The following is an 18,575-nucleotide window of genomic DNA, read 5'->3' on the forward strand; positions in this document are numbered from 1 at the left end:
CGCACGGGACGTCACCTGATTTGGTTCGGTATCTAGCCCGCAGACCCCCGTGCGTCTAGATGCCAATCACGCGCAAAGGGTCGCAGGAGGGGGTTAAGATCATGAAAACTGAGCTCAATTGAACCCCTCAGGCCGCTGGCGGGCGTGTTGCCTGCATGGAAGGGCGCGAATCAAACTGGGCGTACCAAGCCGCCAAAGCATCATTTCCAGTGCGCCAGCCACGGGCATCATGGCGGAAATCGACATAGGCAAGCGCACAGGCCACCGCAATCTGCCCCATATCCAATGGCCCTGAAAGATGGCTCATCCAGCGGGTGTTTAACGCAGCACAGGCCCGCGCAACCTTGCCCCATTGCCCGTCGACCCATTCATCCGACCGCTTGTCTTCGGGGCGCATCCGCCATTCATAGGTCATCGACAGCGCCGCATCCAGAATACCATCTGCCGTCGCCTCAAGCGTCAGAATATCCCAATGCCGTGCGCCCGATCCATAAAGTGACCCTTTGGCGCGATCGTTCAGATAGGCGCAAATCACCCGACTGTCATAAAGCGCCGGACCTTCGGCACGCTCCAGCGCGGGCACCTTGCCAAGCGGATTGCTGGGCAGCAACGTCTGGTCGGGCGCAAGCGGAGTTGTCGCGCGCGCCTCAAGGGTGACGTCTTCCAACTGGCCGGTCTCGTGCAGCAGCACCATCACCTTGCGCACATAGGGGGAAGTCGGGGAATAAGCGAGTTTCATGGGCTGGCTCCTGATTGGTTCGGCAAACTATCACTGGAACGCAGCAAAGGTGCAATCGCTCGATTTCAATCCCTCCTCTGCGTTTCACCATCGCCCGCGCCGCGCATCAGCGCTGACAGGGCATCCGTCTCCGCCCCGAACCCGTATCCCTTAACCTGTTCCGCCGCGGCAAGGCGCACCGCGTCCGGTTTGTTCTGGCTAAGCTTCCATGTGCCATCAATCCCGCTGATCGCCATCCGGCAGGGCACAATCATCCGCATCATCTTGTCCATCACACCCTCTGACATCTTGGCAGTCTTCCACGGCGGTTTGGGCAACAGCTTTTCTTCATAGGCCGCCGATTGCCGGTCCAGCAGATCATGCAATTCTTCTTGCGGTCGCAGCGCCAGCGTGCCGGTCAAATGCACCGCCACATAATTCCATGTCGGGACCTGATCCGCCACGCCGTACCAGTCAGGTGAAATATAGCTGTCCCCGCCCACAATCCCGATGCGTGCCGCCAGCGGTTCCTTCAACGCCCGCGCAATCGGGTTGGAACGCACCAGATGCAATTCGGCAATCGTGCCTTCTGCGTTTATCAGAAACGGCACATGGCTGATCAAAGGGCCATCAGCGCCATTCACAGCCAGAACGCCAAAGCCACGATCACGGGCAAATCCGACATTTCGCGCGAAATCGGCGTCGTGATAAATCGGGTTCGTATGCATGGGCCAACCTTTCTGACGGAACGTCCAGCCTTGCACAGACCACAATCTAACGGCAATGTGCAAGAATTCTCAGGGCGGGGCGCAATTCCCCACCGGCGGTAGGTGGGTTTCCCACAAGCCCGCGAGCGGCCTTTCACGAGGTGTCAGCAGATCTGGTCCAATTCCAGAGCCGACGGTCATAGTCCGGATGAAAGAGAATGCGTGTTGATGCCCGGCTTGCCGTGTGTCGATTCGTGATCGCCTTGGGTGGACGTGTCTGAACCTAAAGGAGATCACATCATGACACATGGCCTTCAAGCCCCCGCCCGTTTCGCATTTATCAAAGCCCAGTGGCACGCCGATATCGTCGACCGCAGCCTGGACGGGTTTACCGAAACGATTCCACTCAGCCAGATTGAAACCTTTGACGTGCCCGGCGCTTTCGAGATGCCCTTGATGGCGCAAAAATTGGCTCTAACCGGCAAATATGATGCGGTAATCTGCGCGGCTTTTGTCGTCGATGGCGGCATCTACCGGCATGATTTTGTCGCCAGTGCTGTTGTTGACGGGTTGATGCGGGTCGGCCTTGATACCGGTGTGCCGGTGCTGTCCGTCTCCCTGACACCGCATCAATATCAGGAAACCGACCATCACAACGCGATTTATCGGGACCACTTTGTCACAAAGGGGCGCGAAGCTGCCTCCGCCGCGCTGGCGATCCTCAAGGCGCACGACACCGTCGCCGCATGAGGCACATGCCTAACCGAGGTAGGCCCGTAACGCCGGCGGTGGATTATCCATCAATTCTGCCGCTGGCTGCGGGGCTTCGGCCCGTCCTGATCCGACAAACACCACCTCGTCCGCAATGCGGCGTACGTCTTCGGGCGCATGGGTCACCATTACCAAACCGGCACCGGTTTCCGTGACAAGATCCTGCACAAGATCCAACATCTCGTTGCGCAGCGCAGGCCCCAATGCCGCAAAAGGTTCGTCCAGCAGCACCCACGGCCGCGCCTGAACCAACACCCGCGCCAGGGCCGCGCGACTTTGCTGTCCACCCGACAATGCACCGGGTTTCTTGCCTGCCTGATCGGACAACCCGACACGCGCCAGCGCCTGTGCCACCCGCGTCTTGTCTTGCGCACTCAACCGCAGATCCGGTCTGATCCCCAAACCGACATTCTGCTTCACGCTGAGGTGCGGAAACAGGTTGTTATCCTGAAACAGCATCGTCATTGGCCGTTCACCGGGGTCTGCATCCGTGATCTCGTCGTCCTGCCAGAACAGCCGCCCCTGCGCCAAAGGTACAAAACCGCAAAGCGCGCCCAACAACGTCGATTTGCCTGCCCCAGACGGCCCGATCACCGCGTATTTGCGCCCCTGATCCAGCGCCATATCCGCACCCATGCGGAAGGTCCCTTGCCTAATTTCAAGTCCTTCAAGCCGCAGCATATCGCCTCCCCATGGCATCACAGGCCCAGAAAATGCCCAGTGCCATCACCAATAGCAACAATGCAGCCCCTGCCGCTGCCTCCATCCGGTAGGCCCCCATCAAACGATACATCTGCAAGGGCAAGGTCGCGCGTTCGGTATCGGCAAACAACGCGATCACGCCCAGATCACCCATCGACAGCGCGCCCGTCAGACCCGTCGCAAACCCCAGTTGCGGGGCCAGTCGCGGCAGGATCACCCATCGCCACAGTGGCCAGTCGCGCAGGCCTAAACTTGCACTCAACCGTCCGAAATCCTGCACCGTATCGCGCAAGCGTGGTACAACGATACGCAGGCAAAATGGCAATGCCATCAGGGCATTGACCAGCGCCGTCACCGGCAATGCCAGATCCGCGGGGTTCATCACAGGATTGATTACAATAAACCACCCCGTCCCGATCATCAGCGGCGACGCGGACAGGCCCAGCAGGCCGATCGCCTCAACCCCGCCAGCGCGTTTCGACGCAATCCAACCTGCCATCGGCAGCATGAGAACAATCAAAACCAATACGCTGATCACAGCTACAAACAGCGATGATCCCGCCGCGGCCCAAACGGCCGTCGGCATCTGTGCCGCCCCTGAAAGCCCGCGCAGCACAACCGCCAAAAGCGGCAGCACCAGAAACGCCGTGCCTAGTGCAATCACAGCGCCATCCAGCCCGCGTTGCACCCCGCCCCGCGCGTCCCAACGGCGTTGCGGCCGGTCTTGACCACCGCCAAGCGAAATCACCGGCAAGACCCACAGCGCGACCAGCGCGGCGCCCCCCGCCACCCCTAATTGTACAACTGATAACAAAGCCGCGCGGCCCAGATCAAAATCAAAGCGGAACGCCTGATAAATCGCCAGTTCCAGCGTCGTCGCCTTGGGCCCGCCACCCAACGTCAGCGCCACGGCAAAACTGGTCAGGCAAATCACAAAAATCAGCGCCGCCACCCCCGGCACGATCTGGCGCAGTAGGGGCACTTCGATCACCCGAAACATCGCCCAAGGCGTCAGGCGTAATTGCGCCGCTAGCCGGAACCGTTCGGCCGGCACGGTTTGCCACCCTTGCAACAACAATCGCGTCGCCAGCGGCAGGTTAAAGAACACATGCGCCAATACCACGCCGTGCAATCCATAGATCGAAATCGACGGCAATCCGACCTGCGCGAGCAACCCGTTCAGCCAGCCACTCCTGCCAAAAATTGTCAGCAACCCCAAGACCGCAACAATCACCGGCAAGATAAACGGCGCACCCAAAAGCGTGACCAACACACCGCGCCCGGCAAACCGCCGCCGCGCCAAGGCCCGCGCCAAAGGCACAGCCAATATGACCGAGAATAACGCAGATAAAAACGCCTGCCAGACCGTAAAACGCAATGCGCTCCAGTCTGCGCCGATAAACCCCGTGCCGGCCTCGGCCCGCGATATCACGGCGCACAGGGCACCAAGGATCAGCGTGACAACCAAAGCGGCCGCGCTGATCCCTGATTTTGTGCTTACTGGGAAAGCGCGGACAGCCATTCGGCCAGCGCCTCTTCGCGCAGCGCAGGCACTTTATCCGCATCAATCAAACGCGCATTTTCTGGCTTTACCAAGGCTTCGAACCCTTTGGCCAAACCACCCGATGGCATCACCGCCGGATACATCCAGTTGGTGGTCGGCAGAATGCTTTGCGCCGCATCCGACACCATGAACTGCATGAACTCTGCTGCCAGTTCGGGCTGGTCCGATCCGGTCAAACGGCCGACAACCTCGATCTGCATATAATGCCCTTCATCAAAAATCGCGGCCGCTTTGGTTTCATCTTCTTCCGCGATGATGTGATAGGCAGGCGAGGTCGTGTAGGACAAAACCATGTCCGCCTCGCCCTCAAGGAACAGGCCGTACGCCTCTGACCAGCCTTTGGTTACAGTCACAACGTTATCCGCCAAACCTTCCCAGATCGCGGGGGCCTCGTCGCCGTACACATCTTTGACCCACATCAGCAGACCCAAACCGGGTGTCGATGAACGCGGATCCTGGATCACGATTTTCAGATCGCTCTCGCCCAGCGCCTTGAAGTTCGCAGGTGCGGCCAGTTCCTTGTTGTGCACAAAGGCGAAATACCCCCAGTCATAGGGCGCAAAGGTGGTGTCGGTCCAATCCACCGGCAGCGCGTAATCGGCCGTGACTTCGGTATCCGCAAACAGGCCGGTATCCTTGGCCGCAGCGATCAAGCTGGTATCCAGCCCCAAGACCAGATCCGCATCCGTGCGCGCGCCTTCCAGCTTGAGCCGCGCCAGCAACGCCGCGCCGTCGCCGTTGCCGACAAATTCCAGATCACAGCCACAGGTTTCTTCGAACGCCTTTTCAATCTGCGGGCCCGGACCCCAATCCGCGACAAAACTGTCATAGGTATATACAACAAGTTCAGGCGTATCCGCAGCGGCTGCTGACGCGGCAATCAGTGTTGTGGCAGCAAGTGTAAGAGCCTTCATGGCATCCTCCAAAATGCGGCGCAGAGAGGTATTGGAGCGTGTCCCAGACCTTCCCTCCGCCGGTGTTAACCGGTTCAGGTTCGACGGGTCAGCTTGCGCTATCTCAGCTCTTTCGAGCCCCCCGAGGTGGGGAAAGGGATAGGGGCAAGGGGGGTGGTTGGCAAGAGCCTCGGCATCGGAGGTAGTGTGCCTGACGGACGGGACCTTAGATTTTTCAATATCCGATCCCGATCAAGCAATGAATCGGACCACCATCGCGCTTACCCACAGGCCAAAACCAAAAATCGTATGAGTGATAATGCCCTTTACCCGCATCTTCCAAGGCTCAGATGCCTTTGCCATCGCGACACCCCATCCGAAAAGCGGCTGAAAGATTAACCAGGGAATGAACACTGTTACCAGCCCAAAGATCAACGACCGGGCCAGATCAGGCGTTGTTACTGCGTCGGGCCCGAATATGGCCACAAACCCGATACCGAACACGACCCCAAGCGCGATATGAGCGCTCCAGCCAAGGGCGGCCTCGGTCCGGACCGGTTCCAAGTTGCGAACGTCCCCCTGTGCAAGCACCCCATGGCGTGCCGATCCAGCCCATCGCCCGACCAGACGATAAAACCCATGTGTGGCCGACCATCCCTGGCGCATGACACCCACAACATCTGTCACAACTGTCGCACCCAATCCGATAAACGCACCCCAAAACACCAGCTCTGCGAAATTCATATGCTTTCCTTTCTCTCAAGAATCCCGCACCTGTTGTGCAACTTGAAGCGTGGTTGAGGTCAATATGTTACGGCTGGATATCTCTCAGGTCGCACAGCAAAGCGGCATTGCCCCGTCGGCTCTGCGATTTTATGAAAAATTGGGGTTGATCGCCTCGGACGGCAGGCATGGTTTGCGCAGGCAGTACGACGATGGTGTCCTGATCCGGCTGGCCCTAATCGCTCTGGGGCAGCGTGCCGGTTATTCCCTGGACGAAATCGGGACCCTGTTTCAATTGAAAGAAGACAACATTCGCCTGTGTCGACAAGATCTGCGCGATCAGGCCACCGCGCTGAGACAACAGGCAACTGAACTTCAGGCCACAGCAGATCTGCTGGACCATATCTCGTCCTGTACGGCACAGTCACACCTGGAATGCCCCCATTTTCAGTCGCTGATCAAAGATATGCTGACAGACAAAAAGGGTGACCCAATCGCCGCTGCGCATAGCCCTCTTGGTCTCTAAGCCCCTTGAGCCACCTCTCCTCGCCCGCTAAAGCTCTCCCCAACAGGAGCACCGCATATGTCGATCAACAGCTTTGGCCATCTTTTCCGCGTGACCACTTGGGGCGAAAGCCACGGGCCGGCGTTGGGTGCAACCGTCGATGGCTGCCCGCCCGGCGTGCCGGTGGATGCGGAAATGATCCAGCACTGGCTTGATAAACGCAAACCGGGGCAGAACAAATACACCACACAGCGGCGCGAGGCGGACGAGGTGCGCATCCTGTCGGGAGTGTTTGAGGGCGTCACTACCGGCACGCCTATCCAGCTGATGATCGAGAACACAGATCAACGCTCCAAGGACTACGGCGATATCAAGGACAAGTTCCGCCCCGGTCACGCCGACATCACCTATTACCAGAAATACGGCATCCGCGATTATCGCGGGGGCGGACGGTCATCGGCCCGTGAAACCGCATCCCGTGTCGCTGCGGGCGGTCTGGCCCGCGAAGCGATCAAGGCGCTGGCCCCCAACCTGCAAATCACCGGTTACATGGTGCAGATGGGGCCGCACCAGATTGACCGCAACAGTTTTGACTGGGACCAGATCGAACAAAACCCATTTTGGGTGCCGGATATCAAAGCCGCAACGGAATGGGCCGATTACCTTGATGGCTTGCGCAAGTCCGGCTCCTCCGTGGGTGCCATCATCGAAGTGACCGCGCGCAATGTACCTGCCGGTCTGGGTGCGCCCGTTTACGGCAAACTAGACACCGATCTTGCCGCTGCAATGATGTCAATCAATGCCGTCAAAGGTGTGGAAATCGGCGAAGGCATGTCAGCGGCGATGCTCACAGGCGAGCTGAACGCAGACGAGATTTATATGGGCAACGATGGCCAGCCCCGTTATTCGTCAAACCACGCTGGCGGTATTCTTGGCGGGATCAGCACCGGACAGGACATCGTTGTGCGCTTTGCGGTGAAACCGACCTCAAGTATCCTGACCACCCGCAAGACCATCACCAAAACCGGTGAAGAAACCGAGATCATCACCAAGGGCCGCCATGACCCCTGTGTTGGCATCCGAGCGGTGCCGGTCGGCGAGGCGATGATGGCCTGCGTGTTGCTGGATCACATGTTGCTTCATCGCGGTCAGGTCGGCGAAAACCGCGGGCATATCGGCTGACGGCGACGGGTTTTCCAAGAAACACCTGCCCTCTTGCGAACCCGTCTTGCACTTCCCCGACCAGAGGCGCATTAAATGCCGCATGGCAGCACCCCTTATTCAAAACCGGCCCGGACGCGCTATCGCATTGAAAACCGGTGCCATATTCCTGTTTATGGTCATGTCGGCCCTGATCAAAGCCGCTTCTGAATATGTCCCCCCGGGACAATCCGTGTTCTTCCGGTCCTTTTTTGCCATGCCGATCATCATCGGCTGGCTCTGGCAACAAGGTCACTTGCACGACGGATTCAAAGCCAACAACATCCTTGGCCACATCTGGCGCGGGCTGTTCGGGACAACCGCGATGGCGCTGTCTTTTGCCGGCCTCGCCTTGCTGCCCCTGCCCGAAGTCACCGCCATCGGCTATGCCACGCCAATGTTCACTGTACTGTTTGCGGCGATTTTCCTGGGCGAACAGGTGCGGCTGTTCCGTCTCTCTGCTGTTGCCCTTGGCCTTGTGGGCGTCATGGTGGTCCTCGCCCCGCGCATTTCTATAGATCAAGGGTATTCCGATGCCGCGACCTTTGGCGCGCTGCTGATCCTGATCTCCGCAGTTCTGCGCGCAATGGTGCAAATCCACGTGCGCAAACTGGTGCAAACCGACAGCACCTCGGCCATCGTCTTTTACTTCTCGCTGACCGCGACAGTTGTTTCCCTGCTTAGCCTGCCCTTGGGTTGGATTTTTCCAACACCTGCATTGGCATGGACGTTCCCGGGTTTCGGCATCATCGGACTGGTTGTCTGTGCCGGCCTGATCGGCGGCGTTGCGCAAATTATGATCACCTCGTCTTACCGCTTTGGCACCGTCTCCATGCTGGCCCCTTTCGATTATTCCTCGATGATCTTTGCCACGCTGATCGGCTGGATGGTCTTTGGCGAAATTCCGACAGTAACGATTTTGATCGGTGCCACCCTTGTCATTGCCGGAGGTGTGCTGATCATATGGCGCGAACGCCAGCTGGGGTTGGACCGCAGCAAATCAAAACCCAGCATCGCCCCCGCAGGCTCGCCTAATTGAGGACATCCTATGTCAGACGATCACAAAGCCAAAATGCAAGAACGCCAAGCCACCCAGCGCGCCAAAGTGGCCGAACTGCAAGACCCTGAAAAAGGTCTGGTGCTGGTGCATACCGGTGCCGGCAAGGGCAAATCCTCATCCGCCTTCGGCGTGATTGTGCGCGCGTTGGGCTGGAAACAGAAGGTCGGCGTTGTACAGTTTATCAAAGGCAAATGGAAAACCGGCGAACGCCAGTTTTTCGACCGTCTGGGCGAGGTCACATGGCACACCATGGGCGAAGGATTTACTTGGGACACCCAAGACAAGGACCGCGATATCGCCGCCGCCCAGGCTGCTTTTGCCAAGGGCCGCGAGATGATGGAAAGCGGCGATTACGACCTGATCGTCATGGATGAAATCAACATCGCCATGCGCTATGAATATATCTCGGTCGAGGACGTCATCGCAGGCCTGGACGCACGCGACAAACGCACCGGCGTGATCCTGACGGGCCGCGATGCCAAACCGGCGCTTTGTGAATATGCCGATCTGGTGACTGAAATGACCGAGGTGAAACACCCGTTCAAAGCCGGTATCAAAGCCCAGCGTGGTGTTGATTTTTAGGGGCTCTTGCGCGCCCTTCTCGGGGCAGAATGGAAAAGCGGAACGGTTTGCACCGCCCCGCCTTGATCAAAGCTGGTCGGTTAAACCCGCACCAGCTTTTCGTAACTCTCTGCGATGTCGCGTGTCATCGCGCCCACTTCAAACGTATAATCGCCAATCTGGCCAACCGGTGTGACCTCTGCCGCCGTGCCGGTCAGCCAACACTGTTCGAACCCTTCCAACTCTTCGGGCATGATGTGGCGCTCGTGTACCTTGATGCCCTTTTCCTTCAGCATCCCCACAACCGTCTGGCGCGTGATGCCGTTCAGGAAACAATCGGGATCGGGCGTGTGCACCTCGCCATCCTTGACGAAAAAGATATTCGCGCCCGTCGCTTCGGCCACATAGCCGCGATAATCAAACATCATTGCGTCTGAACAACCCTTCGCCTCTGCGGCGTGTTTGGACATCGTGCAGATCATATAAAGCCCCGCCGCTTTCGCGTGACAGGGAATGGTCTCGGGCGACGGGCGCTTCCATTTGGAGATGTCCAGCTTGGCACCTTTCATTTTGGCATCACCGTAATAGGCACCCCATTCCCATGCTGCAATCGCAAGACGCACGGGGTTCTTGGCCGATGCCACCCCCATGTCCTCGCCCGCACCGCGCCATGCAATGGCACGGACATAAGCGTCTTGCAGACCAGAGGCGGCCAGCACTTCAACCTTGGCCGCTTCGATTTCGTCGGCGGTCCACGGGATTTCAAAATCGACCATCTCGGCAGAGCGCTTCAACCGCTCCGAATGTGCGCGGCTTTTGAAAATCTTGCCATTATACGCGCGCTCCCCCTCGAACACGGAAGATGCGTAATGCATCGCATGGGTCAGGATATGGATGTTGGCGTCACGCCACTCCACCAACTTGCCATCCAGCCAGATCTGGCCGTCCCGATCATCATATGCACCCGCCATGGTATTTCTCCTGAACCTTAGTCTTTTTATGAATATTGCGCAGATAGGTCCGATATGGATATTTACTGTCGCAAAAGCTGGATTTGACTAGCCTTTCACCCTTGGAGTGTCAACAAGGCTGACGTAAACTCAAAGCAGCGATCCGTCCGTAACCGACAAAAGAGCCGCCCTATGCCCGACACGCGCCATCCGAAACCTGCCCGCGGTGAAAACCTGCTGTTTCTGACCGATGAACAGCTGCGCCAAGGCAGCGAAGCGATGTTTTTTGCCTATCGCGGATTTACCGCCGATCCTGACCGAATTCTGGCGGACATGGCCTATGGTCGGGCCCACCACCGCGCCTTGCACTTTGTCGGACGCGCACCGGGAACAACCGTGAACAATCTGCTGAACATTCTGGGGGTCACGAAACAATCGCTTAATCGTGTGTTGCGCACATTGATTGCCGATGGTCTGGTCGAAAGCAAAATCGGACGGAACGACAAACGGGAACGGCACTTGCATCTTACGGAACAAGGGCGGGCATTGGAACAAAAGCTGTCAGATGCGCAGCGGGCGCGGTTGCGGGCCGCGTTTCGCGATGCCGGTCCTGAAGCCGTTGCAGGATTTCGCACCGTTCTGGAGGCCATGATGGACCCTGAAATGCACAGCAGCTACACCAAATTACGGGAGACCGGCCTTTGAGCGACATGAATGCCCACCTGCTGATCGTAGACGACGACGAACGCATTCGCAGTCTGTTGCAAAAGTTCCTGATGCGGCACGGATTTCTGGTAACAGCCGCACGCGACGCCGCCCATGCACGGCGTATCCTTGCGGGTCTGGATTTCGACATGATCGTGCTGGATGTGATGATGCCGGGCGAGGATGGTCTGGCGCTGACAGCTTCCTTGCGTGAAACCATGCAAACGCCGATCCTGCTGCTAACCGCCAAAGGCGAGACTGAAAACCGCATCGAAGGGTTGGAAGCAGGGGCCGACGATTATCTGGCCAAACCGTTCGAGCCCAAGGAACTTCTGCTGCGGATCAACGCGATCCTGCGGCGCATGCCCGAAGCCGGTGCCGCAGACGTTGCGCCCAAGGTGATGTCGCTGGGGGCCATCCGCTATGATCTGGAACGCGGCGAGATGTGGGAAGGCGACGCGTTGGTGCGGTTGACCGCCACCGAAGTGCAGCTGATGAAGATTTTTTCGGCGCAACCCGGTGAACCGCTGAGCCGTGCAAAACTGGTCGAGGAACTAGGTCGGGATCGCGGTCAGGCACAAGAACGCGCGGTCGACGTCCAGATCACACGGTTACGCCGCAAGATCGAGGACAACCCCAAACAGCCGCGCTACCTGCAAACGGTGCGCGGCGCGGGATATATGTTGGCACCGGATTAGCGCCTGTTGGCGCGGGTTGAGGGTGCGGACAGTATATAAGGCCAAAAAGAGATGCAGAGCGTGTCTGGCGAAGGAAGCGGTTCCTGTTTATTGTGGCGCTGAATGAAGAAGTATGAGGCGCGGCGATGTCTGACACAGCGATTGAAGAGATGAGTTTCGAAGCGGCAATGGCGGAACTGGAGAAGGTTCTGGGCCAACTGGAACGTGGCGATGTTGCACTGGACGAAAGTATCGCATTGTACGAACGCGGTGCGGCGTTAAAGGCCCGCTGCGAGACCAAGCTGAAGGAAGCCGAGGAAAAGGTTGCCGCCATCACGTTGGACGCGGATGGCAATCCGACGGGACTAAAACCTGTTGAGGGGTTATAGGGGCACGTGTTTGACGCAGCTCTGACCCAAGCGGCGCAACGAGTGGCCGCACATTTCGATCACGTTTTGGCGCAGCTCGATGATCTGCCACTTACGCAGGCGATGGCCCATGCCACGGATGGCGGCAAGCGTTTGCGCGGGTTTCTGGTGTTGGAAACAGCACGGCTGCACGGGATCGGTGCCGAGGTCGCGATTTGGCCGGCCACAGCGATCGAGGCATTGCATGCCTATTCGCTGGTGCATGACGATCTGCCTTGCATGGATGATGACGATCTGCGGCGCGGCCTCCCCACCGTGCATCGCAAGTGGGACGAGGCGACGGCAGTACTGGCCGGCGATGCCTTGCAGGCGCTGGCCTTTGAACTTGTCACCGCGCCAGAGGTCGGCAGCGGCGATTTACGTGCGAAACTGGCGCGCACCCTTGCGGTTGCTGCTGGTGCGCAGGGCATGGTTTTGGGACAGACACTGGATATTGCAGCGGAAACCGCGCCTGAACCGCTGTCACTGGATGCCATAACCGCATTGCAACAGGGCAAAACAGGTGCTTTGATTGCTTGGGCCGCACTTGCCGGACCGCGCATGGCCGGTGCCGATACAGCGCCGTTGGCCGCCTATGCAAAAGCGCTGGGGCTTGCGTTTCAAATTGCGGATGACATTCTGGATGTGACCGGCGATACCGCCACTGTTGGCAAGGCCACGGGAAAGGATGCCTCTGCCGGAAAGGCCACCTTCGTGTCGCATCTGGGTCTGGATGGGGCCAAACGCCGCGCCAATGAACTGATGCAATCTGCCTGTGATGCATTAAGTGTTTATGGCGGGGATGCAGATACACTGCGCGACGCAGCCCGCTTTGTTGTCGCCCGCAAGAACTGAGGGACTTCATGACCGACCGACCCGATACCCCGATCCTGGACCGTGTCACGCGCCCTGCGGATATGAAAGCGCTCAGCGACGCAGAGCTGCACCAACTGGCGGATGAATTGCGCGCCGAAACTGTTTCTGCCGTGTCAGTCACCGGCGGGCATCTGGGCGCGGGCCTTGGCGTGGTCGAACTGACCGTGGCGCTGCATGCGGTGTTTGACACGCCGCGTGACAAGGTGATCTGGGATGTCGGCCACCAATGTTACCCGCATAAGATCCTGACCGAACGGCGCGACCGCATTCGCACCTTGCGTCAGAAGGACGGGCTGAGCGGGTTCACCAAACGCAGTGAATCCCCCTACGATCCCTTTGGCGCGGCGCATTCCTCTACCTCGATCTCTGCCGCGCTTGGCTTTGCCGTGGCGCGCGATCTGGGCGGCAACCCGCCCGAAGGTGTCGGGGATGCGATCGCGGTGATTGGCGACGGATCGATGTCCGCCGGTATGGCCTATGAGGCGCTGAACAATGCCGGCCACCTGAAAAAACGCTTGATCGTGATCCTGAACGACAACGAAATGTCGATTGCGCCGCCAGTTGGCGCGATGTCCTCCTACCTCAGCCGGCTTTACGCCGAAGAGCCGTTTCAGGATTTCAAGGCCGCCGCCAAAGGCGCGGTCAGCCTACTGCCCGAACCCTTCCGCGAGGGGGCGAAACGTGCCAAGGACATGCTGAAGGGCATCGCTGTGGGCGGCACCTTGTTTGAACAATTGGGTTTCTCCTATCTCGGGCCGATTGACGGGCATGACATGGACCAGCTTTTGCCGGTTCTGCGCACCGTGAAAGCCCGTGCAAAAGGGCCGATCCTGATCCATGTGCTGACGAAAAAGGGCAAGGGGTACGGCCCCGCCGAACAGGCCCGCGACAAAGGCCACGGTGTTTCCAAATTCAACGTGGTCACCGGCGAACAGAAAAAAGCACCGTCCAATGCACCCAGCTATACTTCGGTTTTCGCCGACAGCCTGTTGCAGGAAGCCGCCGAGGACGATAAGATTTGCGCGGTTACCGCAGCGATGCCTGACGGCACGGGGCTGAACCTGTTTGCCGAACGCTATCCCTCGCGCTGCTTTGATGTGGGCATCGCCGAACAGCATGGCGTGACCTTTTCCGCCGCTTTGGCCGCTGGCGGCATGAAACCCTTCTGCACGATGTATTCCACGTTCCTGCAACGCGGCTATGACCAAGTTGTACATGACGTCGCGATCCAACGTCTGCCAGTACGCTTTGCCATTGACCGCGCGGGCCTTGTCGGCGCGGATGGGGCGACCCATGCCGGTGCGTTCGACGTGGCTTACCTTGCCAATCTGCCTGATTTCGTCGTCATGGCAGCCGCGGACGAGGCTGAACTGAAACATATGGTCGCCACCGCCGTTGCGCATGACGACGGGCCAATCGCGTTCCGCTTTCCCCGTGGCGAAGGCAACGGTGTCGACCTGCCCGAACGCGGTATCCCGCTGGAAATCGGCAAGGGCCGCATCATCGCCGAAGGCAAGCGCGTTGCGCTACTGTCCTTTGGCACCCGTCTTGCCGAAGTGGAAAAAGCCGCCGAAGCACTGGCGGCCAAGGGGATCACCCCGACGATTGCAGATGCCCGTTTTGCCAAACCGTTGGACCGCGACATGATTCTTGCGCTGGCTGCGGATCACGAGGCGCTGATCACCATCGAAGAAGGGGCAATCGGCGGATTCGGCTCTCATGTGGCGCAACTGCTGGCGGACGAGGGTGTGTTCGACGAGGGCCTGAAATACCGCTCCATGGTTTTGCCCGATACGTTTATCGACCAAGCATCGCCTGCCGATATGTACGCGGTTGCCGGCATGAACGCCGAACAGATCGAAGCCAAGGTGCTGGATGTGCTGGGCATCGCGCAAATCGGGGCACAGCGGGCCTGAAGCGGCCCGACCCTAGTCTTTTTTCTGTTCGATCAGGGCGTCCAGACGTTCTTCGATGGCTGTCAGACGCGCGGTGATTTCGCTGCGATAGGAATCCGTTTCGGCGTTGCTTTCTTCCGCATGCGCATCCTGCATCGAGTTCACAATCAAACCCACCAAAAGGTTCACCACCGCAAAAGTTGTGACCATGATGAAGGGGATGAAAAACACCCAGGCATAAGGGTATTCCAACATCACCGGCCGCACGATCCCCATTGACCAGCTTTCCAATGTCATGATCTGGAACAGCGAATATCCCGACCGCCCCAGCGTTCCGAACCATTCCTCAAAGGCGCTACCGAACAGTTTGGTGGCGATCACCGCACCGATGTAAAAGATCAACGCCATCAGTGTGAAAACCGACGCCATGCCGGGCAGCGCGGTAATAAACCCCTCGACCACGCGGCGCAGACGCGGGGCTGTCGACACCAGCCGCAGCACTCGCAAAATCCGCAGGGCCCGCAAGGCCGACAATCCGTCCGCGGCCGGCGCCAATGAAATCCCGACAATTACAAAGTCGAAAATGTTCCACCCGTCCCGGAAAAACGCCAGCCGGTACACATACATTTTGAGCAACAACTCAATCACAAATATCGCCAGACACAGGGTATCCAGCGCCAACATCAACGGTCCGAATGCATCAACTGCCCGCTGCGATGTCTCCAGCCCCAACAGGGCGGCGTTAAAGACGATTACCCCCATGATAAAACTACCAAAAGGGCCGCTTTCCAGAAGCGTTTGAATTTTGTGACGCACGAAGAAAGATCCGAAACTAGGGAAGGTCGCGCTCTATATGAAGGCAGCAACAGGCCAGAACAAGCGCTGTGCCTAGAACAATGTAATAACTGCCGCTGCGATGCCTAACCCGACCACTAAATAGCCGGCCAGAACGTAAATACCGTCCCGTGTGAAAAGCCCGAAAGACAGTAAGGCGATGACAAGAGCCCCGAAAGACGAAAAGAACGGCAAAACTTCCAACGGGGGCCAACTCATCGGCAGGATCACGCAGATCAGCAGGGTCACCCAACGCATCAGCCCTTGGGTCAGAAATCGAAGCCGCGCCCGCGAATGTCGGTCGATAAAGGCGCAGGGTTTGCGCATCCATGACACCGCCTTACGCACGCGTTTTGCAGCGATGCTTTTGCGTTTGACCCATTCTGGCAACCAAATCGTGCCGCGCCCCAACAACGCCTGCGCCGCGAGCACGATGATAACCACCGCCCCGGTGGTCGGCGCGCCGGGGATCCCCGACAAGGGCGATACCAGCAACAATGACACCAGCAAAATGAACGGCGTCACGGCACGGTTCCCGAATTCATCCAGCATGTCGGAAAGGGTCACGACGTCACCGCGGGCGGCATGGGCCACACCATCCAGCAATTGCATCAAAGAGTTATCGGGATCATCAGACATGGCGTTGCTTGGCCTTACAGGTCATCGCGCAACATTGCCGCCAGACCGCTGCGATAATCGGGGTACGTCGGCCGCCAGCCCAGCGCATCCTTGATCCGGTCATTCCGCACCTTTTTGCTCTCGGCATAAAAACTGCGTGCCATCGGGGTCATGTCCGCCGTTTCGAAATCCACCGCTTCGGGCAAGGGCACGCCCAGTAACTCCGCCGCATGGCCGATTACGTCTTGTGGCGGTGCGGGATCATCGTCGCAAAGATTATAAATCGCGCCCGCATCAGGGCGTGCCATCGAAAGCTCCAGCGCCTGCGCAATGTCTTCGACATGAATACGCGAAAACACCTGCCCCTCCTTGATGATCCGCCGTGCCGTGCCTTTGCGCACCTTGGCAAAGGGGCCGCGCCCCGGCCCGTAAATCCCCGCAAGCCGGAAAATATGCAGCGGCAGGTCGGGAATGGCCTGCCATGCCGCTTCTGCCTCTACCCGCAACTGTCCGCGCTTGGTTGCAGGGGACAACGGTGTGTCCTCATCCACCCAAGCGCCCTGATGATCCCCGTAAACGCCTGTGGTCGACAGGTAACCGGCCCAACGCAACGCGGGCGCGACCGCAGTGATCTCGTCCTTCAACGCATTCAAAACCGGATCACCGTCAGCATTCGGACCTGCCGAAATCAGCAGATAGGGTGCTGTTTTCAGAAAACCCGTGACATCCGTGCCTGGCCACAACACGGGTTCAACGCCAGTGGCGGCGATCTCTTCCATCTTTTCTGTTGATCGCGTCGTCCCGATGATCCGCCAGCCCAACGGGATCAGCCGTGCCGCCAGGGCGCGGGCGCTAAAGCCGTGACCGAATGAAAAGAGCACTTTATCCATGACGCGAAAATGGCCCGCGCCGCCGCGCACCACAAGGGGCAATCACCCCATATTGATGCGTTTATCCGCCGACACCAACGCGTTGATCTGCGCCACATGTTCCGGCAGGCACTTCGTCAAGAAATCATATTCCTTGATGACATGCGCCCGTGCCGCCCCGCCCAGATGCGCGTATTTTTCCGGTTGGCCCAAGACATCCACCACTTGAGCGGCAAGCGCTTGTGAATCATGAAAATCAACCAACATGCCGGTTTCGCCGTGGGTGATCGCCTCGCGCACCGGTGCCACATCGGCGGCCACAACCGTGGCCCCCATCGACATCGATTCCAGCAAGGACCACGACAAAACGAAGGGCATCGTCAGATAGACGTGACAGCGGCTGACCTGCACCAGCTTTTGATAGTCGGGATAAGGAATACGTCCCAGAAAATGAAGTCGATCCCAATCCAGATCGTCGCCCACCTCCCGCTCCATCTCGCCGCGCAGCCCCTGCGGATCACTGCTTTTCCCGCCATAAGACACGTCGTTGCCGCCGACGATCAGCACCCGTGCATTGGGCCGTTCCCTCATAATCTGCGGCAATGCCCGCATGAACACATGGAACCCCCGCGCCCGCTCCAGATTGCGCGCGACGTAGGTCAGCACTTCGTCACCCTGCCTGATCGGATTGTCCAACCGTCCCAGATGCAATTCAACATCAGGATTCGGTACCAAACGGTCGGTCCTGATGCCATCGTGACAAACATACATCCGGTCATGAAAACTGTCGGGGAAACGATCGCGCTGCCACAGGGTCGGCACATGTCCCTGATCAACAAATTCGATATTCGCCAAGGGCACCGCATTGCGGGCGGCCATCAAAAACGGCGCATGCGCCGATACATTTTCCTCAGGGTCAAAACCGACCAACCCGCCGGTCATATTGTAGTAATATTCAAAGAAGCCAATAATAGGCACATGCGGCCAGACCTGTTTGAAAAAGGTCAACTCGCCCCATCCGACATGCCCGATCACGATATCGGGGATAAACCCGTCCTCGGCCTCGATCTTGCGCGCGGCCATCGCAGCACCAAAACCCGCACCTGCCGCTTCTTCCCAAACCTTGGATAGCCCATAGGCATCTTTCAGCGGCTTGCGATGCGCCTTGTAAATCCGCGTCCGCACACCGGCGAGGGTCGGCGCATCTTTCTTCTGCGTCAGAAAGAAAATCCGGTGTTCACCCTGCGCAGCAAGCCACCCCACCAATTCGCGGTACTGTCCGGGCATGTTCTGATGCACAAATAGGATGTTCATATGGGCTGCCCTAACGCGTTAACCTT

Annotated in this window: 21 protein-coding genes and 2 riboswitches; of the genes, 10 read left to right on the top strand and 11 right to left on the bottom strand. The window is 58.6% G+C overall.

Annotation, left to right across the window (positions count from 1 at the left end):
* Positions 1-127: 127 nt before the first annotated feature.
* Both Z947_RS0102635 and Z947_RS0102640 read right to left on the bottom strand, forming a co-directional pair.
* The gene (locus Z947_RS0102635) at positions 128-739 is read right to left on the bottom strand and encodes a glutathione S-transferase (RefSeq protein ID WP_025042760.1); all 612 of its coding nucleotides are present in this window, start codon (positions 737-739) and stop codon (positions 128-130) included.
* Positions 740-804: 65 nt separating this feature from the next.
* Positions 805-1,446, bottom strand: a complete 642-nt coding sequence (locus Z947_RS0102640; protein ID WP_025042761.1) for an FMN-binding negative transcriptional regulator — start codon at positions 1,444-1,446, stop codon at positions 805-807.
* 61 nt (positions 1,447-1,507) lie between these two features.
* A riboswitch (FMN riboswitch) is annotated at positions 1,508-1,649 on the top strand.
* Between the two features lie 76 nt (positions 1,650-1,725).
* On the opposite strand from Z947_RS0102640, the gene Z947_RS0102645 reads away from it, so the two are divergent.
* Positions 1,726-2,175 (top strand): 6,7-dimethyl-8-ribityllumazine synthase, encoded by a 450-nt coding sequence (locus tag Z947_RS0102645; protein WP_025042762.1) that lies wholly within the window; start codon positions 1,726-1,728, stop codon positions 2,173-2,175.
* Between the two features lie 9 nt (positions 2,176-2,184).
* Here Z947_RS0102645 and Z947_RS0102650 read toward each other — a convergent pair whose 3' ends face one another.
* From Z947_RS0102650 to Z947_RS0102665, 4 genes are all read right to left on the bottom strand, one after another.
* On the bottom strand, positions 2,185-2,877 hold the full coding sequence (locus tag Z947_RS0102650) for a thiamine ABC transporter ATP-binding protein (protein WP_025042763.1): 693 nt from the start codon (positions 2,875-2,877) through the stop codon (positions 2,185-2,187).
* Complete coding sequence (locus tag Z947_RS0102655; protein ID WP_025042764.1) at positions 2,864-4,420, bottom strand: thiamine/thiamine pyrophosphate ABC transporter permease ThiP; 1,557 nt, start codon at positions 4,418-4,420, stop codon at positions 2,864-2,866. Before Z947_RS0102655 ends, Z947_RS0102650 begins: the two co-directional genes overlap by 14 nt.
* Complete coding sequence (gene thiB, locus Z947_RS0102660) at positions 4,396-5,376, bottom strand: thiamine ABC transporter substrate binding subunit (RefSeq protein WP_025042765.1); 981 nt, start codon at positions 5,374-5,376, stop codon at positions 4,396-4,398. Before thiB ends, Z947_RS0102655 begins: the two co-directional genes overlap by 25 nt.
* Positions 5,377-5,410: 34 nt before the next feature.
* Positions 5,411-5,510, bottom strand: a riboswitch (TPP riboswitch).
* Between the two features lie 97 nt (positions 5,511-5,607).
* The gene (locus Z947_RS0102665; protein WP_025042766.1) at positions 5,608-6,099 is read right to left on the bottom strand and encodes a DUF2938 family protein; all 492 of its coding nucleotides are present in this window, start codon (positions 6,097-6,099) and stop codon (positions 5,608-5,610) included.
* A gap of 64 nt (positions 6,100-6,163) precedes the next feature.
* On the opposite strand from Z947_RS0102665, the gene Z947_RS0102670 reads away from it, so the two are divergent.
* From Z947_RS0102670 to cobO, 4 genes are all read left to right on the top strand, one after another.
* Positions 6,164-6,604 carry a MerR family transcriptional regulator gene (locus tag Z947_RS0102670; RefSeq protein ID WP_025042767.1) on the top strand — a complete coding sequence of 147 codons (441 nt, stop codon included), beginning with the start codon at positions 6,164-6,166 and terminating at the stop codon, positions 6,602-6,604.
* Between the two features lie 57 nt (positions 6,605-6,661).
* Positions 6,662-7,765: a chorismate synthase gene (gene aroC / locus Z947_RS0102675; RefSeq protein ID WP_025042768.1), complete on the top strand. Its 1,104-nt coding sequence runs from the start codon at positions 6,662-6,664 to the stop codon at positions 7,763-7,765.
* A gap of 82 nt (positions 7,766-7,847) precedes the next feature.
* On the top strand, positions 7,848-8,822 hold the full coding sequence (locus Z947_RS0102680) for a DMT family transporter (protein ID WP_025042769.1): 975 nt from the start codon (positions 7,848-7,850) through the stop codon (positions 8,820-8,822).
* Between the two features lie 9 nt (positions 8,823-8,831).
* Positions 8,832-9,425, top strand: coding sequence for a cob(I)yrinic acid a,c-diamide adenosyltransferase (gene cobO / locus Z947_RS0102685; protein ID WP_025042770.1), 594 nt, complete (start codon positions 8,832-8,834; stop codon positions 9,423-9,425).
* 80 nt (positions 9,426-9,505) lie between these two features.
* Here the strand turns inward: cobO and Z947_RS0102690 are convergent, their stop codons facing one another.
* On the bottom strand, positions 9,506-10,375 hold the full coding sequence (locus Z947_RS0102690; protein WP_025042771.1) for a branched-chain amino acid aminotransferase: 870 nt from the start codon (positions 10,373-10,375) through the stop codon (positions 9,506-9,508).
* Positions 10,376-10,546: 171 nt separating this feature from the next.
* Between Z947_RS0102690 and Z947_RS0102695 the strand changes: the two genes are divergently transcribed.
* The 5 genes from Z947_RS0102695 to dxs all read left to right on the top strand — a co-directional run bounded on the left by Z947_RS0102695 (position 10,547) and on the right by dxs (position 14,935).
* A complete protein-coding gene (locus Z947_RS0102695) occupies positions 10,547-11,059 on the top strand; it encodes a MarR family winged helix-turn-helix transcriptional regulator (RefSeq protein WP_025042772.1) in 513 nt (170 codons plus the stop codon).
* A 5-nt stretch (positions 11,060-11,064) separates the two neighbouring features.
* Positions 11,065-11,757, top strand: coding sequence for a response regulator (locus Z947_RS0102700; RefSeq protein ID WP_420804508.1), 693 nt, complete (start codon positions 11,065-11,067; stop codon positions 11,755-11,757).
* Positions 11,758-11,882: 125 nt separating this feature from the next.
* Positions 11,883-12,125, top strand: coding sequence for an exodeoxyribonuclease VII small subunit (locus Z947_RS0102705; protein ID WP_025042774.1), 243 nt, complete (start codon positions 11,883-11,885; stop codon positions 12,123-12,125).
* 6 nt (positions 12,126-12,131) lie between these two features.
* The gene (locus tag Z947_RS0102710; protein WP_025042775.1) at positions 12,132-12,998 is read left to right on the top strand and encodes a polyprenyl synthetase family protein; all 867 of its coding nucleotides are present in this window, start codon (positions 12,132-12,134) and stop codon (positions 12,996-12,998) included.
* An 8-nt stretch (positions 12,999-13,006) separates the two neighbouring features.
* The gene (gene dxs, locus Z947_RS0102715) at positions 13,007-14,935 is read left to right on the top strand and encodes a 1-deoxy-D-xylulose-5-phosphate synthase (protein WP_025042776.1); all 1,929 of its coding nucleotides are present in this window, start codon (positions 13,007-13,009) and stop codon (positions 14,933-14,935) included.
* Positions 14,936-14,947: 12 nt separating this feature from the next.
* Here dxs and Z947_RS0102720 read toward each other — a convergent pair whose 3' ends face one another.
* The 4 genes from Z947_RS0102720 to Z947_RS0102735 form a co-directional block, all read right to left on the bottom strand.
* Entirely contained in the window at positions 14,948-15,730 is a 783-nt protein-coding gene (locus Z947_RS0102720; protein WP_025042777.1) for an ion transporter, read from the bottom strand.
* A 72-nt stretch (positions 15,731-15,802) separates the two neighbouring features.
* Positions 15,803-16,387, bottom strand: a complete 585-nt coding sequence (locus Z947_RS0102725; RefSeq protein ID WP_025042778.1) for an exopolysaccharide biosynthesis protein — start codon at positions 16,385-16,387, stop codon at positions 15,803-15,805.
* A gap of 14 nt (positions 16,388-16,401) precedes the next feature.
* On the bottom strand, positions 16,402-17,256 hold the full coding sequence (locus Z947_RS0102730; RefSeq protein ID WP_025042779.1) for an SDR family oxidoreductase: 855 nt from the start codon (positions 17,254-17,256) through the stop codon (positions 16,402-16,404).
* Between the two features lie 42 nt (positions 17,257-17,298).
* Entirely contained in the window at positions 17,299-18,549 is a 1,251-nt protein-coding gene (locus tag Z947_RS0102735; RefSeq protein ID WP_025042780.1) for a glycosyltransferase family 4 protein, read from the bottom strand.
* Between the last annotated feature and the right edge of the window lie 26 nt (positions 18,550-18,575).

This window comes from Sulfitobacter geojensis (assembly GCF_000622325.1).
Lineage (GTDB): Bacteria > Pseudomonadota > Alphaproteobacteria > Rhodobacterales > Rhodobacteraceae > Sulfitobacter > Sulfitobacter geojensis.